Raw genomic sequence first — 21,180 nt, 5'->3', positions numbered from 1 at the left:
CGCAGAACATCTGCGCGTGATGAAGTTCTAGGAGTAGGAACTAAACAGTTGCAGGCTGCGGCACAAGCGCTGCAATGTCCTGGTCGTAGATATCCTTCTTGCGATCAGCCAGGGCAGTAAAGCGCGTGTAAACCTGATCAATCTCTTCCTTGGTCAGGTTGAAGCCAAGTTCCTTCAGGCGATGTTCCAGTGCGCGGCGACCGCTGTGCTTGCCCAGCACAATCGTGTTGGCCTCCACACCAAAGTGCGCGGCGGACATGATTTCATAGGTCAGCGGGTTGGCCAGCACGCCGTGCTGATGAATACCGCTCGCATGTGCAAACGCATTCTTACCCACGATTGCCTTATTGGGCGAAGGAGTGAATGAGATGATCTCGTCCAACATGCGGCTCGTCGGCCCAATCTGATCGAGTACTAGATTGTTCGTGTACGGGAAGACGTCATTCCGAATCTTCAGGATGGCTGCAACTTCTTCCAGCGACGCGTTACCCGCGCGTTCGCCAATGCCGTGCATGGCCACTTCCACCTGGCGCGCGCCGCCCTGCAGACCAGCCACAGTGTTGATTACTGCAAGGCCCAGATCGTCATGGCAGTGCGTAGAAAAGATGATCTTGTCTGCATTGGGAATACGACCGCGAACCATCTCAAACATGGCACGGTATTCCGCCGGGGTAGAGTAGCCCACGGTATCCGGTAGGTTGATAGTGGTCGCGCCTGCATCAATCGCTGCCTGCACAATCTGAATCAGAAAATCCGGGTCAGAACGCGTGGCATCTTCGGCGGAAAACTCCACGTCATCGGTGTACGTTCTGGCCAGGCGTACGCATTCCGCCGCCTGATCTAATGCCTGCTGGCGTGTGATACGAAGTTTTGCTTCCAGGTGAAGATCACTGGATGCAATGAATGTATGGATGCGGTTCGAAGCGGCCGACTCAACGGCTTTTCCCGCGCGTTCAATGTCAATGGTCTTGCAGCGAGCCAACGCGGCAATGCGTGGGCCTTTTACTTCGCTTGCAATCGCGCGGACGGACTCAAAGTCGCCGTCGGACGCGATAGGGAAGCCGGCTTCAATAATGTCCACGCCAAGCGATGCAAGCTGATGTGCGAAGCGGAGCTTCTCCGCATGGTGCATGGTGCAGCCCGGTGATTGTTCACCGTCACGCAGCGTTGTGTCGAAGAAATACACGCGATCCGAAGCAGTGCTCATGGTTTTCCTCAAACACAGTATAGCGATAAGGAATCCTTATATGCAGTGATAGCGTCATCAGAAGTGCTTATAGTGAATGCAGTGGCCGGCCTTCCGTCGGCTTCTTCGGGAGATGCGCCGTGGACCTGTTTGCCTTGGAAACCTTTCTAGCAGTAGCGGAAGAGCGCAGTTTTTCCCGCGCTGCCGTCCGTCTACACCGCACGCAGCCCGCCGTAAGCCAGGCTATTTCAAAGCTGGAAGGAGAGCTCGGCGAGGCGCTTTTTGACAGGGCGGCGCGTGAAGCTTCGCTCACGGATGCGGGGGAAGTGCTCCGTGAATACGCGCAGAAGTTACTGAATTTGCGTGTGGAGGCTCGACATGCCCTGGGTGAACTGCGGAGCCTGCACCGTGGAAGTCTGAATCTCGCTGCAAACGAGTACACCTGCCTCTATCTGTTGCCCGTGCTGGACCGCTTCCGCCGTGTGCATCCCCGGGTCAAGGTCAGCGTGCAACGCAGCCTGGCCAGTCGAATTCCCGACGATGTGCTTCTGCATTCGGTGGAGATTGGCGTACTCAGTTTCAAGCCTGAGGACCGAGCACTAAAATCCATCGTGGTCTATCGGGACGAGCTCGCGTTCGTTGTGAATCCGCGACATCCCATGGCGAAAACGGAAGAGGTGTCCATCCGTGACCTGGGCGGCCAGCACTTCGTTGCGCACAATGTTCCCTCACCGCAGCGCGACAAAGTGTTCGAAGCATTTCGCCGGCACCGCACGAATCTCCGGATCGATGTGGAATTGCCGAGCCTGGAAGCGGTACGCCGTTTTGTGGAGTTGGGGAATGGAGTGGCGTTGGTTCCCGCGCTGACGGTGGAACGCGAGCTGAAATCGGGCGCTCTCACCCGCGTTCGGGTCAAAGAACTGCAGATGGAACGTAAACTAAGGCTGGTCCATCGTCGTGAAGCGAACCTCTCTCATGCCGCGATTGAGTTTCTTCGCGGCGTTCGGGAGTACGCGGAAGCGACCGGAGGGTCGTATTGTTTCCTGCCGGAACGAGGAGATTGAGCCTCCGAGAGGAAGGAAAGTTTCATTTCTATAAGATTCGCTGCTCACCGAATGGCAGCGCCGCAGTCCTAACAGGTACAATCAGAAGCTGTACGTCCTCTGCGCGCGCCGGACAGGCGCCACACCGAACGACGTTGAGGTTGGTCATACGAATGAAGAAATCGATGTGGATGTGCGCCCTGCTCGCTGGCGCGTTAGCGGCTCATGGTCAAGAGAGCCGGCAGGATGTAAGCATCAGCGCTTTGGGGAATATTCCTCCCCAGGTCAACGGACGCGGTATTCAGGTCAATGCAGATATGGCATTGGGCGCACTGGCAAGCTACCGTTTTATGCTCACGCCGCGTAGCGCTCTGGAAGCCAACTACAGCTTCTCGCAGTACATGACGCAGCTGAAGAATACGAGCTTCAACACCTACCAGATTCACACACGCCAGCAGGAAGTCTCCTTCGGCTACGTGTACAGCCGCAACTACCGTAACTACAATCCGTTCGCGGAAGTCGGTGTTGGTGCGTATGTTTTTTCGCCGATTCGCGATTTCGACACGCAGTCGCTGGACGCTAAACGGCAGTTGAGCCTGGGTGGCTTCTTCGGAGCCGGTGTTGCGTATGAGATCAGCCCCAGCTATGACATTCGCATCGGCTATCGTGGCGCTGTGGTAAAGACGCCCAGCTTCAAGCTGCCTTCGGACGCTTACAACACGGGTCGCTACGAAGTGATCTCCATGCCGACGCTCGGTGTCGCATACCACTTCTAAGGCTTCACAATTTGCATAAGAAAAGCCCCGGATTCGTCCGAGGCTTTTCTTTGCTCGTTTGAAAGAACGACTAGTGGAAGTGATACGCCACACCTACGCTGAAGGCCTGTGGAGAGATGGAACTGGTTCCTCCAGACGGGTAAGCCGGAAAACCAAACCAGTGTTGGTAGTCATAATCACCTCGGACATTGATCGAGCGGGTGAGGTTGTAATCTACACCACCGCCGAAGGCCATCAGGTTGTAGGCGAGGTTCGCGCCGAACGGAAACCCGTTGATGCCCGGAGGGAAGTTGAATACGCCTCGACCGTAGGAAGCACGCGCATAGGGATTGAAATGGTTTTTGCGTGTGATTACGTAGCGTGCTCCAAGTTCATAGGTGCGCTCGTAAATATCAGTGTTCCTGGCGTTCCCCTGACGGAAATTAAACTCCGCGCCCCAATGAGGCTTGAAATCGTAAGCGGCATATGCGCCGTAACCCAGAAGATGTGGTCCGTAGTCCGGCCGCACGACTGAAAAATATCCGCCGACTTGAAGATCGGAGTTGCGATAAGCGGTGGCAGTGGTGGCCTGGCCGTTCGCGCGAGCTGAAAATTGTGAGAATAAGAGTGCAGCGGTGACCACCGCAGCAAATTTGGCTTTTTGGATTCGTAGCGGCAAGAGGACTCCTTTATGCCTGTAGCTCAATTCCGTCTGGGCTTTTTACTTCAGCCCTTGCACATACCGAGGGAGCTTACAGAGGAACAGTTCGCGTTGGGTCGACGATCTTGAGGTCGTTCTAAGCCGGACGGGTACGCGCCCGTCCGGCTTAACCCTTTTACTGTCGTGGTGCCGGCGGGTTCGCCGTTCCAGTTGTGCCAGCCGCTGGAGCGGGCGTCAGTGTTGTATCTGCGGGAGGAGCTCCTGCAGACGGTTGAGCCTGCGCGGGAGCTGCTGCCGGTGTTCCGGTTCCTGCCGGCGGTGCGCTAATGGCATTGCCGTTGGCATCGGTCGTCGCGTTGGCGCCCGCTGCTGCTGCTGCCGCTCCATCTGCCGCAGGCTTGTAGTAGCTAAGCTTCAGATAGACCGGAGTAACTTCAAACGGCATCTTGTCGCGGGATGACAGAAGAGGCTCGTAGGAAGCGTGCATCTGTACCACTTGATCCGTCCATGGATCGAAGCGCAGGAACGACGACAGTGGCATTGCTGCGTTCTGCTTCAGGTCATTCGGATCCAGCTTCGGACCCTTGCCGATCAGCGGCTGCAGCCAGAAGGTGTTCGTCTTTACGTCCTTGACTAGCGAATCGCCAACCATTGGGTCGTTCAGCGCCGTAAGCGCCTTCGAGCGAGTCTGCAGTTCTGCCAGATAGAGACCAAACTGGCTTGCAGCATCGTTCAGCTCCTTCGGCTGGAGCAATTCCAGAGCCTTCTTCGCTGCCTCTTCGTTGTCCTTGTCGGTGTGATGCATCGGAATCTTCTCGAAGGTCGAAGTATCGGGGAAGAGGAGACGATCATTAAACGCATACTTCGTATCCAGACGATGTCCCTGGATGATGTGCGCCACCTGGAACGCGATAATCGCGTACAGGTTGTTCACCTGTTCGTTGTTATTGCCCGGAACAGCAGTGGTATCGATCAGACCTTTTGACAGCACAATCGTGTTGCCAATGGCCAACGATTCCAGTGGCTCGGTCAACAGGGTACGCACACGAATGGGGCGCGCAACCTGAATGTTGTTGTAGGCCAGAATGTTTCCGGCAACCTGCTCCAGAATCTTGTCGAAGTCTGAAGGAGCATCCAGCAATCCAGCCTGGAACAGACGATTAACAACGTTATCCTCTGCCTGCTGAACCCATGCGCGCTGTGCGCCGAGAGGCGAAACATCCTGCGCATCATTCGAGACGTCCGTTGCACCCTGTACTTCTACATCCACGTTTTCGGCATCGCTCGTAGGAACCTTCAGAGCGTATCCCCACACGTGGTTTACTGCCTTAAACTTCACAGTGTTTTCTGTGCTCTTTGGATCGCTCTCTTCCACGTAGAACGACGTGGGCAGCCACAGGTTCTCCTGCACGTTGGTGCGCCAGGAATCGAAGTGATAGAACTCGCGGAAGTCCTTCTCGCTGCCAGCAAAGGAGCCGTTGAAGCGAACGATGTTTCCGTTCCGGCGCTCTACCCAGATGCGGCCAAAGAAGCGTCCGCGGCTGCTGCCCTTAGCGGGTTCCACGTCGAACACCATGGTGGGAACGGAACCGAGAAAGTCATTGCGAACAAAGCCGAAGTTGTAATTCGTCTTGTCGAACCCGTGGGCATCCACCAGGATCATCTGGACAAAGCCCACTTCATTGAACTGCAGGTGGAACGATTTGTTGATGCCCGTGATGAAGGAAACGGAATTCTTGAAGAATCCCATCTTGCCCTTTGCCTTGTGATTGTCAACGGTGTCGTAGTTCTCTCCGTTGAGAACCTTCTTGAACTCCACACGGCCCAGGAAGTGCTGGTCAGAGACAGGAACTTGCAGAAGCGCCGGATCGGGCTTCATGTTCTGGATATAAGTCTCAACGAGCGGCGCGCGCTCCTGAATGACTTTAATGACTTCCTGCTCACGAGCGATGGCTTTGTCCAGCAGAGCGGTCTGTGCTGGAGTTAGCTTGCGTGCGGGTAGATCATCCTTTTTCTTCTTGCCTAGGATTGGAAAGGCCAGCGCCGGTACCGTCGATGCGGTAAGAAGTGTGGCGGCAACACCCGCGATGCAAGACCTGCGAAGGTTCCTCATGTTTTGGATGGCTCCTATGAAGTCCCGGGTAGGGAACTGTTTCAGCGTACAAAATCTGGCCGGGAATTGGGTCAGAATCTCTGGATAAGAGATCCTGACTGTTTAACCGGCGAGTTGGAAGTTAATGTTGACCACGCCATCCCAATCGGTCGGTTGACCATTGGCCATTGCGGGTTGGAAACGCATGCCCTGTACGGCTCTCACCGCAGCTTGATCCAGGCCATGGCCAAGACCGCTCTGGACTCCCAGCACGGATACAGCTCCCGATGCTGAGACGTGAATTTTGATGTAAACGGTGCCCTCTAAATGGAGGCTCCGCGCTTCTTCGGTGTACTCAGGCTTCGGTTTGAATATGACCTTCGGTGCGCTCTTTGCCGGGGTGGTGCTCACCTGCGTTTGCGGAATTGCGGGGGGAGTCGGTCCTTTAGCAATCGCAATCGCGCCTACAGGTTTTGCAGTGAGAGGGCCAGTGCCTCCCGGAACGCCGGTATTGATGCCCTTGATCGGCTGTGCAGCCCGGTCGTGGCCACCCATCTGTCCATTCGGTGATCCTGAACCAGCAATCGCAATCTGCGACGGAGGACCAAACCCGGTATTACCTGCTGGCATACCCGGTGCGCCACTGTGGCCCAGATTCACAGGCGAAACTGCCGGACCGGTGGTGTTGTTGATCGGATTGGTCATGCTACCGAGGCGAACGGCAGAGGGATGCGCATCGTGGTTCGGTACAGAGGCTGCCTGCGCAATGCTGATGGCCACCGGCTTCGGCGCGGGCGGCGGCGTTACGGCCTTCGGCGGAGCGGGCGTAATGATGGGCTGAGCCTTCAGAACGGGCTGCGGCTGAACCTTGGGTGGCTCAGGTACCTCGATCTTAGGAACGTTCGGCAAAATCTTTGGCGGCTCAACCTTCACGATCGGAGGCTTGGGGAGCTTGGGCGGCGGAACCGGCTTAGGGGGTTCAGGCGGTTTCACGTTGTTGAAGGTGATGGTCTTCTCAACGTGTTGTTCTACGACTCGTCTCGCCGTAAGAACGCTGATCCAGATGAGGAGCGCCGCAAGAGAGGTGTTGATGAAGAATGCAGCCAGGAAGCGGTTCTTCCGCTTCTCTGAATCTTCCATCACGCCAAACGTCTTAAAGGCTAAATCCCTTTGCGAAGGAAACGGTGCTTGCGCCGGAGATGCATTCTGGCTCCCGGGCACACGGTTCCGCTCGTGATCAGGCACTTGGTTTGCCATATTTGGTGCAATCCTCAAAAGTTCAGTTTCAGTAGGCGATGACCAGAGTCCTCGGTCCGCCTCGGACCCGGTTGGAACAGGTTCGTTGTGTGCGCCGTTCTTACGGTCGCGTTCGTTCTACAAATGGCGCTTCCACGTAATTCATCCGGGAGGATTGATTGAGTGTAAGGCAGGATTGCGCCGGAACTTATCACCAATGATAAGCGAGCCGGACCCCAATCTGATCGAAATCCGTTTCACTTTCACGCAAATTCAATTTGAGACAGACCTCCATAACTCCAACAGGGGATGAGACGGTCGAAATGAGAAAAACGTACACATGCATATGCAAGAATCGTAGGCAACGTTGTATCCCCATCGGCGAGTGACGATAAACCCATGAATTATTTAGTGACCGGCGGTGCCGGATATATCGGTGGCACTGTCAGCCGCCTGCTGCTGGAGCGCGGCCATCGCGTGACGGTTTATGACAATCTTTGCCACAGCAAGAAGGATGCACTTCCTTCGTCTGCAACTTTTGTGGAGGGCGATATTGCCGACGCAGATCTTCTGAGCAGAACCCTCCGCAATGGCAAGTTTGATGGCGTACTGCATTTTGCCGCTCTCATCGAAGCGGGCGAAAGCATGAAACGCCCGGATATCTACTTCCGCAATAACACAGCAGGTACTCTCACACTGCTGGAATGCATGCAACAGACCGGCACACAGCGCCTCGTCTTCTCCTCCACCGCAGCCTGTTACGGCGAGCCGAAGCGCGCTCCCATTGAAGAGACGGACGAGTTGCGGCCAACCAACGCCTACGGCGAAAGCAAGCTACTTAGCGAGTACATGATGCGTTGGTTCGCTGAGCGTATGGGCCTTCGTTACGCGGCGCTGCGTTATTTCAATGTGGCGGGAGCCATTCCCGGATATGGCGAAGCACACGAGCCCGAGAGCCACCTGATTCCGCTCATTCTCGATACTGCTCTTGGCCTGCGTGACAACATCCGCATCTACGGCGAGGACTACCCCACAAAGGACGGCACCTGCGTCCGCGATTATGTCCACGTGGCAGATCTTGCTGAGGCCCATCTGCTGGCGATGGATTCCTTGGCAACGCAAGAGAGTGCCATCTACAACATTGGCAATGGTCAGGGATTCACCGTCCGCGAGGTGATTGATAGCGCGCGCCGTGTCACAGGCCGCGAGATTCCCGTCATTGTGGAAGCGCGTCGCCCAGGCGATCCTGCGGTTCTGGTCGCTAGTTCCGCGAAGATTCAGCGTGAACTGGGCTGGGCGCCAAAGTTTGATCAGCTTGATGCGATCCTCGCCACCGCATGGGAGTGGCACCAGAAACTCCGCGCTGTTTAGAAGCAGCGCAAAGGATGTAGGCTGGCGGCATGTTGCATAACATGTTGCACGTGCCCCTGCCCATCCTCGAGAAGATTCTTCGCCCTATCATCGTGTACTTCACGCTGATCATCTTGCTCCGAGTCTTCGGCAAACGCGAGCTAGCGCAATTGAATCCCTTTGATCTGGTTGTTCTGCTGTCACTGTCCAACACAGTGCAGAACGCCATCATTGGTGAGGATAATTCGCTGATGGGCGGCCTGATTGGTGCTGTGGCATTGCTCGCTGCCAATTGGTCTCTGAACCGTGTTCTCTTCGCAATGCCAAAGCTCAACAAGGCTCTGCAGGGAAGCAGCAGAACTCTCATCCGCAACGGCAAGGTGGATGAAGCCGCCATGCGTGATGAAATTCTCACCCATGAAGAACTGGTCGAAGTCCTTCACAAGCAGAGTGTACGTGGATTTGCGGATGTGAAGGAATGCACGCTGGAGCCAGGCGGCACATTCTACGTGGAGACCCGTGCAGAAAGCTTTCCTAGCTCACGTCACCAGGAAATTCTGAAGAAACTGGATGCATTGATGGAAGAAGTGAAGACGCTGAAGCAGGCGTGATTACTTCTTCGCATCCATCTTCTTCACTTTTGCCAGTTCTTCGTGCCAGCGCTTGGGTTTAGTGCTCAAAGCCATGTCACGCAGCGCCTCGCGATAGCCGCCCATGTAGATGGAATACATCACGGCCAGTGCGCATCCCACGCCAAACATGAACCCAAGTGCGACACCGATCAGCGTGGAAATGGCAAATCCGTACATGCAAAAAGCCTAACAAGTGCCGGACACTTTGAGACGATTCGGCTGCAGACATGGCCAGTCGTATTGTCGGCAAAGTAGAATGTCGCGCATGGCTGCAGAGACAACCAGTGTTCCCTCTTCCTTCACGTCGTCCCTTCGCGAAGACCGCATCTTTCCGCCACCGGCCGAGTTTGCATCGCAGGCCAGCATCCGTTCCCGTGAGCAATACGATGCGCTGTATCGTCGCTCTATTGAAGACAGTGATGCCTTCTGGGCGGAACAGGCCCAGCTACTCGACTGGTTCCAGCCCTTCCACACGGTGCTGGAATGGAATGTTCCCCATGCAAAATGGTTCACCGGTGGCACGCTGAACCTTTGCTACAACGCAGTCGATCGTCACGCAAAAGGCGCACGCGCTTCCAAGACAGCATTGATCTGGGAAGGTGAGCCAGGTGAAGTTCGTTCGCTCACCTATGAAGAGCTGCATATCGAGGTGCAGCGCTTCGCCAATGTGCTGAAGAATCTCGGTGTGAAGAAGGGCGATCGCGTCGCCATCTACATGGGCGTCTCACCAGAGATTGTTCTGGCGGTGCTGGCCTGCGCGCGACTCGGTGCGGTGCACAATGTCGTCTTTGGTGGATTCGCTGCTCATGCTCTCGCGGACCGCATGGCAGATTCAGAATGCCGCGTGCTCATCACACAGGATGCTGGCTTCCGTCGCGGACAGGAAGTTCCTCTGAAGTCCATCGCAGACGAAGCTGTCGAACGTACTCCGGGTGTCGAGCACGTGCTGGTCTATCGTCGCTGCGGACGCGAAGTTCCCATGAAGGAAGGTCGCGATCACTGGCTTCACGAAGAGCTTGCCAAGGTCAGCAGTGAATGCCCTGCGGAGCCCATGGATTCTGAAGATCCGCTCTTCATTCTGTACACCAGCGGCACCACAGGCAAGCCCAAGGGGTTGGTTCACACCACTGCCGGATACGGCCTTGGCACCATGCTGACCTCAAAGTACATCTTCGACCTGCAGGAGCAGGACGTGTACTGGTGCACGGCAGACGTGGGTTGGATTACGGGCCACAGCTACGTTGTTTATGGCCCGCTTCTCAATGGCGCCACCGCTCTCCTTTATGAGGGCGCGCCGAACTGGCCTGAGGTCGATCGTTTCTGGGACATCGTCGATCGACACAAGGTTTCTATCTTCTACACAGCACCCACAGCCATTCGCGCCTTCATGAAGTGGGGCGCGGAGCATGTACGCAAGCATTCTCTTTCCACGCTGCGTCTGCTTGGAACGGTGGGCGAGCCCATCAATCCTGAAGCGTGGATGTGGTACCACCGTGAAATCGGCCACGAGCGTTGCCCCATTGTGGACACGTGGTGGCAAACGGAAACAGGCTCCATCATGATCGCGCCCATCCCCGGCGCAGTCGCCACGAAGCCTGGTTCAGCAACGCTTCCGTTCTTTGGTGTCCTACCGGAGATTGTCACGAAGGAAGGCGAACCTGTACCGCCGGGACACGGTGGACTGCTGGTCATCCGTAAGCCCTGGCCCGCGATGGCGCGAACCATCTACGGCAATCCAGATCGCTATCAGGCCGCTTATTGGAGTGAGATTCCTGGCAGCTACTTCACTGGCGACGGCGCACGTCGTGATGAAGATGGCTACTTCTGGCTGATGGGACGCGTCGATGACGTGTTGAACGTCAGCGGACATCGCCTGGGAACCATGGAAATCGAATCGGCTCTCGTTGCGCACACGAAGGTTACAGAGGCTGCAATCGTTGGTCGTCCCGATGATCTGAAGGGTGAAGGCATCGTCGCGTTTGTGTCCGTTGTAGACGGCACGGAAGTAGACAAGTCCCTGGCTGACGAATTGAAGAAGTTTGTCGCAAAGGAAATCGGAGCGCTGGCTCGTCCTGATGAAATTCGTTTCACACAGGCGTTGCCGAAAACGCGTTCCGGAAAGATCATGCGTCGTCTACTTCGCGAACTGGCTGCCACGGGCGACGTGAAGGGCGACACCACCACTCTCGAAGATTTCAGCGTGGTGGCAAAGCTGAAGGAGAAGGACGAGGAGTAATCACTCCTCGCGACGCTTCATTTACTTGTGCAGATGGCTGCTCGGTTCCGTAGGTAGTGTGAACAGGAACCGAGCGCCGCTGCCCAGCTCGCTCTCAGCCCAGATGCGTCCACCATGTTGCGTAACGATGCTGCGGCAGATAGCCAGCCCCAACCCCGTGCCGCCCATCACGCGCGCATCCGAAGCATCCACCTGCTGAAAACGTCCAAAGATCAATTCCAGTTTGTCGCTGGGAATGCCGCGGCCGTGGTCGCGTACTTCAATCGTGGCTTCGCCCGGAGCGCTGTAATACGCTTCCATGTGGATCTCGCCGCCATTGGGCGAAAACTTGATTGCATTTGAGAGCAGGTTCGTCAGCATCTGCAGAATGCGATCGCTGTCAGCCCACACATGCACGCCCGGTTCGCCGTAGGTGAAGCGGATGTTTTGCTTCGCCGCTGTACCGCTCAAAAGATCGGTCGCACGATGCATCAGGGCATACATATGAACATCGCCAGAGTGCAGCTGGGCTTTGCCGGAACCAATCCGTTCCAGTTCCAAAATATCGTTCACCAGGTTCACTAATCGATCCGTGTTCCCAATTGCGATGCCCAACATCTGCTCGGCCTTTTCAGGGCGAGACTTCAGCGCACCGGAAGCAATCAATCCAAGTGATGCCCGCATACTCGTCAACGGCGTACGCAACTCATGCGACACGGTAGAGACGAACTCATCCTTCATGCGATCAAGCGCGCGCCGTTCGGTTGTATCTGTGAACGCCACCACAATGCCCGTCGGACTACCGTTGTCGACCATCGGGCAGGCAACATACTCCACCGGAAAGCTTGTGCCGTTCTTACGCCAGAAAACATCTGTGCTCACGCGCACAGTTTTCGAATCATGCACGGAGTTGATGATGGGGCAATCGCTCTCTGCATAAGACGATCCATCCGCATGCGTGTGATGAGTGAGCGCGTGCAGGTTCTGCCCCAGGATCACGGTTTCAATCTCATCCGTTCGATATCCCAACATCTGCGCTGCAGCAGGATTGCACACTGTGGCAATGCCATTCAGGTCCGTGCCGAAGATGCCGTCTCCCACAGAATCCAGAATCGAATTGGATTGTCGCGTCAACGCAGAAAGTCGTTCTTCTGCATGCACCTTTTCAGTGATGTCCACGGCGAAGCACAGGGCATAATGCTCCCGCGTGGTGGCTTCGATCAGACGATTTCGATAGGCCAGTACGCGCACTTCGCCATCACGATGACTGAATTCGAAGGTTCCCTGGGCCTCACCCGTTTCAGCCAGAACATGCAGATAGTCATCAAAAGCTCTCTGCTGTGGCCGAGGCATGAACTCCGTCAGCGGACGGTCTGTCATCTCTTCGATTGCGTATCCCAGATGCTCCGCACCGTAGGTGTTAATGGAGATCAGTGTGCCGTCCAGCGCGTGCGTGAACACCGCACCCAATGAGCCTTCAATCAGCGTGCGGTAACGTGCTTCACTCTCGCGCAGCGTCAGCTCTGCTTCGCGTTGAAGCGTGACGTCAATGCCCGTTGCAATCAGGAACGCGACTTCACCCTGTGCATCCGGCAGAGCAGTCGCTGTCCATTGAATACGGCGAATGGAACCGTCACGCGTAAGCCAGCGATTCTCATATGCGAAAGGGAAGTGGCCATCGCGCAATTGTTGATACGTTGCGATATTCGTTTCGCGATCTTCTGGTGGCACGAGCGTGTCCCACTCGGCACGCCCAACAACGTCGCTCAACGAAAGGCCTGAGATCGTCTCGCAGATGCGATTGAAACGCACAATACGTCCGGCTGTATCCAACACCACAACCAACGCTCCCACGGTGTCCAGTACTGCGGATACGAAGTTGCGTTCCACCGTCAGTGCTGCCTCCACGCGCTGGCGCGAACGTGCATCGCGATCCGCCATCCGCGTGGTCAGATTCAGCTCCAGCCGTGTCATCACCTGCCGAGCCATCAGACGCAGCGTGGCGGCCTCCATCTCATTTAGCCGACGTGGCTCCTCATCAAACACGCAGAGGGTACCCACCACCTGGCCATCCGCAGTACGCAATGGCGCGCCTGCATAGAAGCGATAGGCTTCACTGCCGACTGGGATATATCCGTTCGGATAATGTCCATCGTTTGCAGCATCGGGAATCTGAAAGATGTCGTCGCCCAATACTGTTTCATCGCAAGGCGCTTCCGTCCTGGGCATGGTGCGCGACGGAAGACCCACACGCGACTTGAACCACACACGATCGCGTTCCACAAACGAAATGGCGGCCGCGCTCGTATCGCAAATCTGCGCGACAAGCTGAGTCATCTCATCCAGCGCGGGTTCGGGCAGACTGTTGATCTCCAGCCGTTCCAGCGACTGTAGACGACGCTCCTCCGGTAGAACCGTGGGGCGGGCTATGGAATCGCGTTGAAATCGGGTCGTTGGCATCAGCAGGTCTTATGGCTTGGGCAGTCTGCAGCATTCTCCCGCATCCGCGGGCTCATTTGCGCTGGCATCCAATGCTACCTTCCATTGGCCGTTGACCTTCTTCCAAACAGTGATGTATCGGCCGGAGAGTACAACCTCCGATCCGTTCTTGTCCTTGCCGCGACCATCATAGTGGCCCCAGGTGAATCCCATATCGCCGCTCGGACCCATCTGCGCGCCCAGGGGTTGCCACTTCAATTCATACTCGCTAGGGTTCCAGTTGGCTGCTGCTGCAATGCTCGCTTTGCCATAGGTCGGCTGCTTGCCATTGTTCAGTGTCAGCGCATCGTCCGCAAACCAGCTTGAGAACACCTTGCCGCCGCCCTTCACCGTCTCCTCGCTGAATTTCGAGTCCAGTACCAGCAATTCAATGGTTCCCGGTGACAGCGTCGGCTGCGTTACAGGATTGTTCGTCTGCGCCTTCTTCGACAAAGGATCAAGCTGAGCCGCTGCCGTTAAAGGCAATAGAAGAAGCAGTGCGAATGCAGAAAACGTCTTCAGCATGGAATTCCTCAATGTTTCACTTTACCCGCAGCCGCCGGAAACAGGTAGAGTGTGGTGGATGCCCTCCGATAACAGCCTGAATACCTCCCTCGGTTCCATCCGCAGAGAAATCGCACTGTGGGTGCTTGCCGCGTTGGCTCTTCCCGTAGGTTTTGCGCTCGCACCTGCCCAGGGCACGGCGCATTCTGTTGGCCTGGTGCTCCGCATCGGCGGTGTTCTGTTGCTGGCCGGATGGGCTGCCTTCATCCGTCCGCGACTCACGCCATGGATCGTTGTGGGGATGGTCGCTGGCGTGGAACTGGGACTCGACGCACCGTCCGTCGCCATCGGATCGCACTTTCTTTCCAACATCTTCCTGCGACTGGTGAAGACAGTTGTTGCCCCGCTGATTCTCGCCACGCTCATCAGCGGTATCGCAGGCCACGGCGACCTGAAGAGCGTTGGCCGCATGGGGTGGAAGAGCCTGCTTTACTTTGAAGTGCTCACCACGATTGCGCTCGTGGTGGGACTAGCCGCGGCGAACATTTCAAAGGCCGGCGTCGGTCTCGCAATGCCTGCGGAACTTGTAGGATCGGTTCCATCCGCTGCGCCCATGCACTGGCAGGAATTTCTGGAACACGTCTTCCCAGAGAATATTGCGAAGTCCATCGCAGACGGACAGGTGTTGCAGGTGGCGGTCTTCGCGGCCATCTTTGGCATGGCGCTTGCCATGACACCGCGTGACAAGGCCGAGCCTGTACTTCGGTTAACTGAGGGTCTCAGTGAAACGATGTTTCGTTTCACAAACATCGTCATGTATGTCGCGCCAGTAGGTGTCATGTCGGCCATGGCATTCACCATCGCCAAGATGGGTCCCGGCGTTCTGGTTCATCTCGGCAAACTGCTGTTGGTTTTTTACGGCGCAGCGCTGTTCTTCATCCTCTTTGTACTCGTCCCCGTAGCGTTGCTGGCAAAGCTGCCATTGCGACGCCTTATGCAACACATCTCCGGCCCCGCTGCTATCGCATTTGCCACAGCCGCCAGTGAGGCCGCTCTACCTCGTGCCATGGAAGAGATGGAGGCATTTGGCGTTCCGCGCCGCATCTTGTCCTTCGTCATTCCGGCGGGATACTCGTTCAATCTCGATGGTTCCACGCTGTACCTCGCCATGGCGATGGTGTTCGTCGCTCAGGTGGCGAACGTCCCTCTTGGCATCGGCACGCAGCTCTTCATGATGGGCACGCTCATGCTCGCGTCCAAAGGCGTGGCAGGTGTGCCGCGTGCGGTGCTGGTCGTCCTGCTGGCCACGGCTGGAACCCTGCGCCTTCCCAGCGAGCCCATTCTCGTGCTGCTGGGCATTGACGCCCTCATGGATATGGGCCGAACCGCGACGAACGTGATCGGCAACTGCCTCGCCTCCGCTGTGGTCGCCCGCTGGGAGGGAGCCCTGTTCGAGGAACCTGTAACCCCTGCCGTTATCGCTGCGATGCAGGAATAATTACAATCAGTAAGGCGGAAATATTCGCTGCCCCCGGCGGATACCCCGTCCCGCGCGGCAGCGTCCTATCCGCAAGGAAACATGAGCGACCACCTCTCGACGATCAAATCTCCGGCCGACGTAAAGAAACTGACCATTCCGCAACTGACGGAGCTGGCGCAGGAGATTCGTGAACGTCTCATCCAAAGCGTAGCGCGCACCGGCGGCCATATTGGCCCCAACCTCGGCGTGGTGGAACTCACCATAGCCATGCACTATGTTTTCGACACACCAAAGGACTCGTTCGTCTTCGACGTCAGCCACCAGGCATACGTGCATAAACTGCTTACCGGCCGCGAAGACCGTTTCGACACCATCCGCCAACCCGGCGGCCTGAACGGTTTCATGCTCCGTACCGAGAGTGAGCACGACAGCTTCGGGGCAGGCCACGCAGGCACTGCGCTCAGTGCTGCACTCGGCATGGCTGTCGCGCGCGATCTCAACGGTGGCAGTGAACACATCGTCGCGCTCGCGGGCGATGCGGCATTTACCTGCGGTATCAGCTATGAAGCTCTGAACAACGTGGCAGCGCAGACCAAGCGCCTCATCATCGTGCTGAACGATAACGAGTGGTCTATCGACAAGAACGTGGGCGCCATCGCAGGCTACTTCCACAAGATTGTCACGCACCCACGCTTTACGTATCTGCATGACCGAGCGTCAGAGTTGATCGAACGCTTCGGCGGCAAGACCGCGAAGCACTTGCAGCGCAAGGCAGAGGAGAGCGTCAAAGGCCTGCTCGGCCCGTCCATGCTCTTTGAAGAATTTGGTCTGGACTACTACGGTCCCATCGACGGCCACGATCTTCCGCTGCTCGTCGCCACCTTCCAGTTCCTCAAGGCGCAGAACAAGCCAGTAGTGCTGCACGCGCTTACGCAGAAGGGCCGCGGATTCCAGCCCGCCATGGACAAGCAGAAGAAGTTCCACGGCCTTGGCCCGTACGATCCCGAAACCGGCGAAACAAGCGCCACAGGGCAGAAGACCTACTCCGAAATCTTCGCGGAGACACTGGTCAAACTCGCCAACAACGACCCCAAGGTTGTTGCCATCACCGCAGCCATGCCCAACGGCACTGCGCTCGACCTCTTCCGTCCGTATCATCCCGGCCGCTATTTCGACGTGGGTATCGCAGAAGAGCACGCGGTAATCTTCGCTGCAGGTATGGCCACCAAGGGATACAAGCCCTTCTGCGCCATCTACTCCACGTTCCTCCAGCGCGCCTTCGATCCCATCGTGCACGACGTCGCATTGCAGGAACTCCCCGTAGTCTTCTGCATGGATCGCGGCGGCCTCAGCGGCGACGACGGCCCAACGCACCACGGCCTCTTCGACATCAGCTACCTGCGCTGCATTCCGAACCTTGTGCATATGGTGCCGAAAGACGAAGACGAACTCGCCGACATGATGCAGACAGCGCTGCTGCACAACGGTCCTTCCGCCATCCGCTACCCACGCGGCACCGGCCCGGGTACCACCGTGAAAGTGCAGCCAGCGGTACTTGAAATCGGCAAGGCTGAAGTCATCGAAGAGGGTTCTGACGTTGCCATCTTTGGCCTGGGAGCACTCCTCCCCATGGCAAAAGAGATGGCCGCGCAACTACGTGGCCTTGGCCTCAGCGTTGCTGTCATCAATCCGCGTTTTGTGAAGCCCATCGATCGCGAATGCGTCGAGCGTTACGGTCGCTCCTGCGGTTTGCTGATCACCTTTGAAGATCACGTACTGTCCGGCGGCTATGGTTCCGCAGTTTTGGAAACACTGAACGCAGCGGAGATCAACACACCCGTAGTCCGTATCGGCTGGCCCGATCAGTTCATCGAGCACGGCAAAGTGGACGCTCTGCGCGAGAAATACGGCATCAGCGTCAACGGCGCCCTGCAACAAGCGCAGCCGTTCCTCCACGCACTTCTGCAGAGTCGCCTCGCAGCCCACTAAACGTCAGCGCGCGCGTGATGTCACACGTTCCACGAACTATGGCATCAGCTCCGCCATCCGTTTCTTCCGATAGGCGAATATCCGCTCCATCTGAGCTCTAACAGTGATCGTATGCAGCAGATCGCCCACCGGCCCCAGCGGCAGTTTGTACTCCACGCGGTCTTTCGCCAGCGTGCCTGGCACGCCATCCCGCATCTCTTCCTTCACACTGTGACGGTGCCGCCAGAACGCAAAAGGCCCGGCGGTCTGCCGATCGACAAAGTGATCGTTCCACTCAAACTCTGAAATCGCGGCATGCCAGTTCATCCGCATGGGAAGCCCTGGCAACATCCGGAAGCTGAGGATCATGGTCGTCCCAACGCCCGTTCCCAGTCGGCTTGGTGATCCAGCCGGAGGTGCAGGCGGTGCAATCAGCCTCAACTCCTCAATCCGCGCCTGCTGCCACGCAGGCATCAGCGGCGGCAGATTCTGCGGGTTCGCCAGGAAGGCGAACACCATCGGGACAGAGAAGGGAAGCCACTGTTCCGACTCCAGGATATGGACCATCGTTCGTTATTTCTCCGTTCCAGTTAGCAGTGTAGAGGCGCGCTACGAGCATTCCGTTGCCGGTAATCGATCAAGGACCAATAAAGTCCGAAAAATAATGGACTCAATCGGTCCTTGTTCGTGTAATCTTTTTTCATATCGGACTGCTGCGGTCGTAGATGTGGTTCCCGCCTTCTGGGTGGTGGCTTTTCCCGCGTCCTGCAGCCGGTTCGTTTGAGCGCGTAGTTGAGGGACTTCGCACGTGAATGATTTAGGGCACGCACGTCTCACGCGCGAGCCCAAGCCCCGGAGCGTTACTGAAAATGAAGAAGAACGAAGATTCTACTCGCCTGCGCGGAAAGCTGATGCTGACCGGCACCCTTGCCATGTTTGCCATGGGCACACTGCAGTCAGAGGCTGCCACGACTGCTGACAAAGATAAAGAAGGTAACAAGGCAAAGCCATCGACCGACACGGTTCCCACCGACGAACAGGCGCGGCCCAGCCAGCAGGTTCACAAGTTCGACATTCCGGCCGGTACTCTGGGCCAGGTCGCTGCATCGCTCGAAACGGCACTCGGTATTAAGGTGTCCGTTCCCGAGAAGTACACATCCATGCCTTCGCCCGGTGTGCACGGAGTGCTTACCGCTCAAGAGGCGTTGACCGCTGCACTGCAGGGCACCAACATGTCTGCGGATTTCGTCTCTGCAGACCGTGTGCAGATTGCATTGCACGCCACGGGCCAGGACGTGACTGTTACGGCAAGCGCAGAGATGATGTCTCTGAAGTACACCGCGCCGCTGCGCGATCTGCCGCAGACGCTCACAGTTATCCCAGAGACGATCATCTCCAACACTGCCTCCACCACCCTGGTGGAAGCGCTGCGTACAGTGCCGGGCATCGCATTCGGTGCCGGAGAAGGCGGCAACCCCATCGGCGACCGCCCGTACATCCGCGGCGTGGACGCGCAAAGCAGCACATTCGTCGACGGCATGCGCGACATCGGTGCGCAATCGCGTGAAGTGTTTGACGTGGAGTCGGTGGAAGTCTCGAAGGGACCTAGCGGTACGTTCGCCGGTCGTTCCGCAGGCGGTGGCAGCATCAATCTCAACTCGAAGATGGCTCGCCGCGAAAACTTCCTCAATGGAACGTTCAGCCCCGGCACCAGCAACTTCTTCCGTGGCACGATCGATGGCAATGCAAAGCTGACAAGCTGGGCCTCTGGCCGCCTGGCTGGTATGTGGACGGACGCAGACGTTGCCGGGCGCGACTTTGTACACAATGGCCGCTACGGTCTCGCACCGTCGCTTTCGTTCTCTGCCACCAAGCGCCTGCATTTTGATACCAACTACTACTGGATCAAATCGCACGATCGTCCAGACCCCGGCATCCCGTACAACAACCCCACCTTCTTTGCCCGTATCGACGGTCGCGCGCAGGTCTATCAAACGGGCGATGGCCAACCGCTGTTGGTGAATCGCAAGGCGTTCTACGGTTTCAATTCGCGTGACTTTAGCGACTCTAACGTGAATACCGCGTTTGGCCGTGCGGAATACAAGCTGACGGAAACTTCGGTCATCCGCAATTCCTATCGTTATGGCAAGTCGAACCAGAACTACGTCTATTCCATGGCCGACGACAGCCAGGGCAACATCTATTACGGCTTGGTCTATCGTCGCGCCCAGCAGCGCCTTGCGTGGGTAGACACCAACATCAACCAGACTGACATCGCTGGCTCTGGCAAGATCGGTTCCATCCAGCACACCTATGCGGTTGGTGCAGAATTCTCTCGCGAGCGCAGCTGGAACTCGACCTACTCGGTTGGTGCTCTTGATCCGACGCAGGCAATCACTGCCACCACCGGCCCGGATATTCCTGTGGTTCCGACCTTCAATGTGAAGAACTCGGTGACCGGAGCGACCGTAGCTCTTAGCGAAACCCGTTGCGCAGTGCTGGGCGCGGCAGGCGGTAACTATTGCACGGACCTGCTGAATCCCACCGGGGATGACGCATGGGCTGGTGTGACCTCGCGTAAAGACGGTGGCACGTCCGGCGCTGTGATGACGAACTCCATCCTGCGGAACAACATCCCCAGCCGCCAGGTCATCGGCACGCGTTCGGTCTATGGCTTCGACTCGGCGCGTCTCGGAAAGTTCCAGTTGACGGGCGGCATCCGCTACGACCACTACAACACGACCTACCGCACACCGATTCTTGGGATGCGTAGCATCACGGTTGCTCCCACCATCACCCCCGCGCTGTTTGATTTGGTCAACTACCAGGCCGCTGTCGCTTACAAGCCGACGCAGAAGGCGACGATCTACGGCACGGTGAGCAGCTCCGCGACGCCTCCTGGTAATTCTCTGGGACAGGGACAGGATCCATCTGGCCTGAACACCGCAGGCAACAACACTCTGCCACCCGAAAAGACCCGCATGGAAGAAGTGGGCGTGAAGTATGAACTGTTCGGCGGCAAGGCACTCGCAACCGGTGCATGGTTCCAGTCCGACACACAGAACGTGCGTATCACTCTCGCGGACAGCACCATTGCAGCAGTTGGTACACGCCGCAACCGCGGTGCTGACTTCGGTATCACCGGCTATCTCAACCGCAAGTGGCAGGTATTCGCTGGCTACACGTTCATGAACGCCATCCTGACGAATGCAGGTGGTGCGGGTGTGGCAGCTGGTCTCCAGAACGGACGTCGTTACCCGAATACGCCAGAGAACAGCTACAGCATCAGCAGCTACTACAGCCTGACGCGCAAGCTGAACGTTGGTGGTGGTCTGTACGGTGCAGGCAAGATCTTTGGTGCCGATAACCCAACCACGATCTACTCCACCAAGTGGGTTCCTGGTTACACGCGTGTGGATCTGTTCGCAGCCTACCGCTTCAACTCCCACATCGAGTTGCAGGGCAACCTGCTCAACGTGGGCGACAAGGCGTACTTCCTGCAGGCTTACACCACTCACTTCGCACTGTTGGCGCCGGGCCGTACGGGCCGCGTGGCTTTCAACGTTCACTGGTAGACAAC

The 21,180-nt window shown here is 57.1% G+C and carries 16 protein-coding genes; 8 read left to right on the top strand and 8 right to left on the bottom strand.

What is annotated here, in order from left to right; translation table 11 throughout:
• Window positions 1-40: 40 nt before the first annotated feature.
• Window positions 41-1,207: a 2-isopropylmalate synthase gene (locus tag BLT38_RS12335; RefSeq protein ID WP_083345448.1), complete on the bottom strand. Its 1,167-nt coding sequence runs from the start codon at window positions 1,205-1,207 to the stop codon at window positions 41-43.
• A gap of 119 nt (window positions 1,208-1,326) precedes the next feature.
• Here BLT38_RS12335 and BLT38_RS12330 point away from each other — a divergent pair, with 119 nt between their 5' ends.
• Window positions 1,327-2,250 (top strand): LysR substrate-binding domain-containing protein, encoded by a 924-nt coding sequence (locus tag BLT38_RS12330; RefSeq protein WP_083345447.1) that lies wholly within the window; start codon window positions 1,327-1,329, stop codon window positions 2,248-2,250.
• A 152-nt stretch (window positions 2,251-2,402) separates the two neighbouring features.
• Entirely contained in the window at window positions 2,403-3,005 is a 603-nt protein-coding gene (locus BLT38_RS12325) for an outer membrane protein (RefSeq protein ID WP_083345446.1), read from the top strand.
• Between the two features lie 70 nt (window positions 3,006-3,075).
• Here the strand turns inward: BLT38_RS12325 and BLT38_RS12320 are convergent, their stop codons facing one another.
• The 3 genes from BLT38_RS12320 to BLT38_RS21050 form a co-directional block, all read right to left on the bottom strand.
• On the bottom strand, window positions 3,076-3,663 hold the full coding sequence (locus BLT38_RS12320) for an outer membrane beta-barrel protein (RefSeq protein WP_172838264.1): 588 nt from the start codon (window positions 3,661-3,663) through the stop codon (window positions 3,076-3,078).
• A 157-nt stretch (window positions 3,664-3,820) separates the two neighbouring features.
• Complete coding sequence (locus BLT38_RS12315) at window positions 3,821-5,758, bottom strand: hypothetical protein (protein ID WP_083345444.1); 1,938 nt, start codon at window positions 5,756-5,758, stop codon at window positions 3,821-3,823.
• Between the two features lie 102 nt (window positions 5,759-5,860).
• Entirely contained in the window at window positions 5,861-6,877 is a 1,017-nt protein-coding gene (locus BLT38_RS21050; RefSeq protein WP_269456817.1) for a TonB family protein, read from the bottom strand.
• Window positions 6,878-7,372: 495 nt separating this feature from the next.
• Here BLT38_RS21050 and galE point away from each other — a divergent pair, with 495 nt between their 5' ends.
• A complete protein-coding gene (gene galE / locus BLT38_RS12305; protein ID WP_083345442.1) occupies window positions 7,373-8,344 on the top strand; it encodes a UDP-glucose 4-epimerase GalE in 972 nt (323 codons plus the stop codon).
• Between the two features lie 29 nt (window positions 8,345-8,373).
• Window positions 8,374-8,934, top strand: coding sequence for a DUF421 domain-containing protein (locus BLT38_RS12300; RefSeq protein ID WP_083345441.1), 561 nt, complete (start codon window positions 8,374-8,376; stop codon window positions 8,932-8,934).
• Here BLT38_RS12300 and BLT38_RS12295 read toward each other — a convergent pair whose 3' ends face one another.
• Window positions 8,935-9,132 carry a hypothetical protein gene (locus BLT38_RS12295; RefSeq protein WP_083345440.1) on the bottom strand — a complete coding sequence of 66 codons (198 nt, stop codon included), beginning with the start codon at window positions 9,130-9,132 and terminating at the stop codon, window positions 8,935-8,937.
• An 88-nt stretch (window positions 9,133-9,220) separates the two neighbouring features.
• On the opposite strand from BLT38_RS12295, the gene acs reads away from it, so the two are divergent.
• On the top strand, window positions 9,221-11,191 hold the full coding sequence (gene acs, locus BLT38_RS12290) for an acetate--CoA ligase (protein WP_083347072.1): 1,971 nt from the start codon (window positions 9,221-9,223) through the stop codon (window positions 11,189-11,191).
• A 21-nt stretch (window positions 11,192-11,212) separates the two neighbouring features.
• Here the strand turns inward: acs and BLT38_RS12285 are convergent, their stop codons facing one another.
• Both BLT38_RS12285 and BLT38_RS12280 read right to left on the bottom strand, forming a co-directional pair.
• Entirely contained in the window at window positions 11,213-13,630 is a 2,418-nt protein-coding gene (locus tag BLT38_RS12285; protein WP_083345439.1) for a PAS domain S-box protein, read from the bottom strand.
• 9 nt (window positions 13,631-13,639) lie between these two features.
• Window positions 13,640-14,173 (bottom strand): YybH family protein, encoded by a 534-nt coding sequence (locus BLT38_RS12280; RefSeq protein ID WP_083345438.1) that lies wholly within the window; start codon window positions 14,171-14,173, stop codon window positions 13,640-13,642.
• Here BLT38_RS12280 and BLT38_RS12275 point away from each other — a divergent pair.
• Both BLT38_RS12275 and dxs read left to right on the top strand, forming a co-directional pair.
• Window positions 14,172-15,650 (top strand): dicarboxylate/amino acid:cation symporter, encoded by a 1,479-nt coding sequence (locus tag BLT38_RS12275; protein ID WP_231966454.1) that lies wholly within the window; start codon window positions 14,172-14,174, stop codon window positions 15,648-15,650. The genes BLT38_RS12280 and BLT38_RS12275 overlap by 2 nt on opposite strands.
• An 81-nt stretch (window positions 15,651-15,731) precedes the next feature.
• Entirely contained in the window at window positions 15,732-17,621 is a 1,890-nt protein-coding gene (gene dxs, locus BLT38_RS12270) for a 1-deoxy-D-xylulose-5-phosphate synthase (protein WP_083345437.1), read from the top strand.
• A 36-nt stretch (window positions 17,622-17,657) separates the two neighbouring features.
• Here dxs and BLT38_RS12265 read toward each other — a convergent pair whose 3' ends face one another.
• Window positions 17,658-18,167, bottom strand: a complete 510-nt coding sequence (locus BLT38_RS12265; protein ID WP_083345436.1) for an SRPBCC family protein — start codon at window positions 18,165-18,167, stop codon at window positions 17,658-17,660.
• 302 nt (window positions 18,168-18,469) lie between these two features.
• Between BLT38_RS12265 and BLT38_RS12260 the strand changes: the two genes are divergently transcribed.
• On the top strand, window positions 18,470-21,175 hold the full coding sequence (locus tag BLT38_RS12260; protein WP_083345435.1) for a TonB-dependent receptor: 2,706 nt from the start codon (window positions 18,470-18,472) through the stop codon (window positions 21,173-21,175).
• The last annotated feature ends 5 nt before the right edge of the window (window positions 21,176-21,180 follow it).

Origin of the sequence: Terriglobus roseus, from assembly GCF_900102185.1 — a bacterium.
GTDB lineage: Bacteria > Acidobacteriota > Terriglobia > Terriglobales > Acidobacteriaceae > Terriglobus > Terriglobus roseus_A.
This window is presented reverse-complemented; position numbering and strand designations above follow the sequence as displayed.

What these genes read in the sequence shown, in the direction of transcription:
- BLT38_RS12285 (WP_083345439.1), bottom strand. Translation starts at nt 13,630, where the DNA reads ATGCCAACGACCCGATTTCAACGCGATTCCATAGCCCGCCCCACGGTT.
- galE (WP_083345442.1), top strand. Translation starts at nt 7,373, where the DNA reads ATGAATTATTTAGTGACCGGCGGTGCCGGATATATCGGTGGCACTGTC.
- BLT38_RS12265 (WP_083345436.1), bottom strand. Translation starts at nt 18,167, where the DNA reads ATGGTCCATATCCTGGAGTCGGAACAGTGGCTTCCCTTCTCTGTCCCG.
- BLT38_RS12280 (WP_083345438.1), bottom strand. Translation starts at nt 14,173, where the DNA reads ATGCTGAAGACGTTTTCTGCATTCGCACTGCTTCTTCTATTGCCTTTA.
- BLT38_RS12300 (WP_083345441.1), top strand. Translation starts at nt 8,374, where the DNA reads ATGTTGCATAACATGTTGCACGTGCCCCTGCCCATCCTCGAGAAGATT.
- BLT38_RS12295 (WP_083345440.1), bottom strand. Translation starts at nt 9,132, where the DNA reads ATGTACGGATTTGCCATTTCCACGCTGATCGGTGTCGCACTTGGGTTC.
- BLT38_RS12315 (WP_083345444.1), bottom strand. Translation starts at nt 5,758, where the DNA reads ATGAGGAACCTTCGCAGGTCTTGCATCGCGGGTGTTGCCGCCACACTT.
- BLT38_RS12260 (WP_083345435.1), top strand. Translation starts at nt 18,470, where the DNA reads ATGAAGAAGAACGAAGATTCTACTCGCCTGCGCGGAAAGCTGATGCTG.
- dxs (WP_083345437.1), top strand. Translation starts at nt 15,732, where the DNA reads ATGAGCGACCACCTCTCGACGATCAAATCTCCGGCCGACGTAAAGAAA.
- BLT38_RS12335 (WP_083345448.1), bottom strand. Translation starts at nt 1,207, where the DNA reads ATGAGCACTGCTTCGGATCGCGTGTATTTCTTCGACACAACGCTGCGT.
- acs (WP_083347072.1), top strand. Translation starts at nt 9,221, where the DNA reads ATGGCTGCAGAGACAACCAGTGTTCCCTCTTCCTTCACGTCGTCCCTT.
- BLT38_RS12325 (WP_083345446.1), top strand. Translation starts at nt 2,403, where the DNA reads ATGAAGAAATCGATGTGGATGTGCGCCCTGCTCGCTGGCGCGTTAGCG.
- BLT38_RS21050 (WP_269456817.1), bottom strand. Translation starts at nt 6,877, where the DNA reads ATGGAAGATTCAGAGAAGCGGAAGAACCGCTTCCTGGCTGCATTCTTC.
- BLT38_RS12275 (WP_231966454.1), top strand. Translation starts at nt 14,172, where the DNA reads ATGGAATTCCTCAATGTTTCACTTTACCCGCAGCCGCCGGAAACAGGT.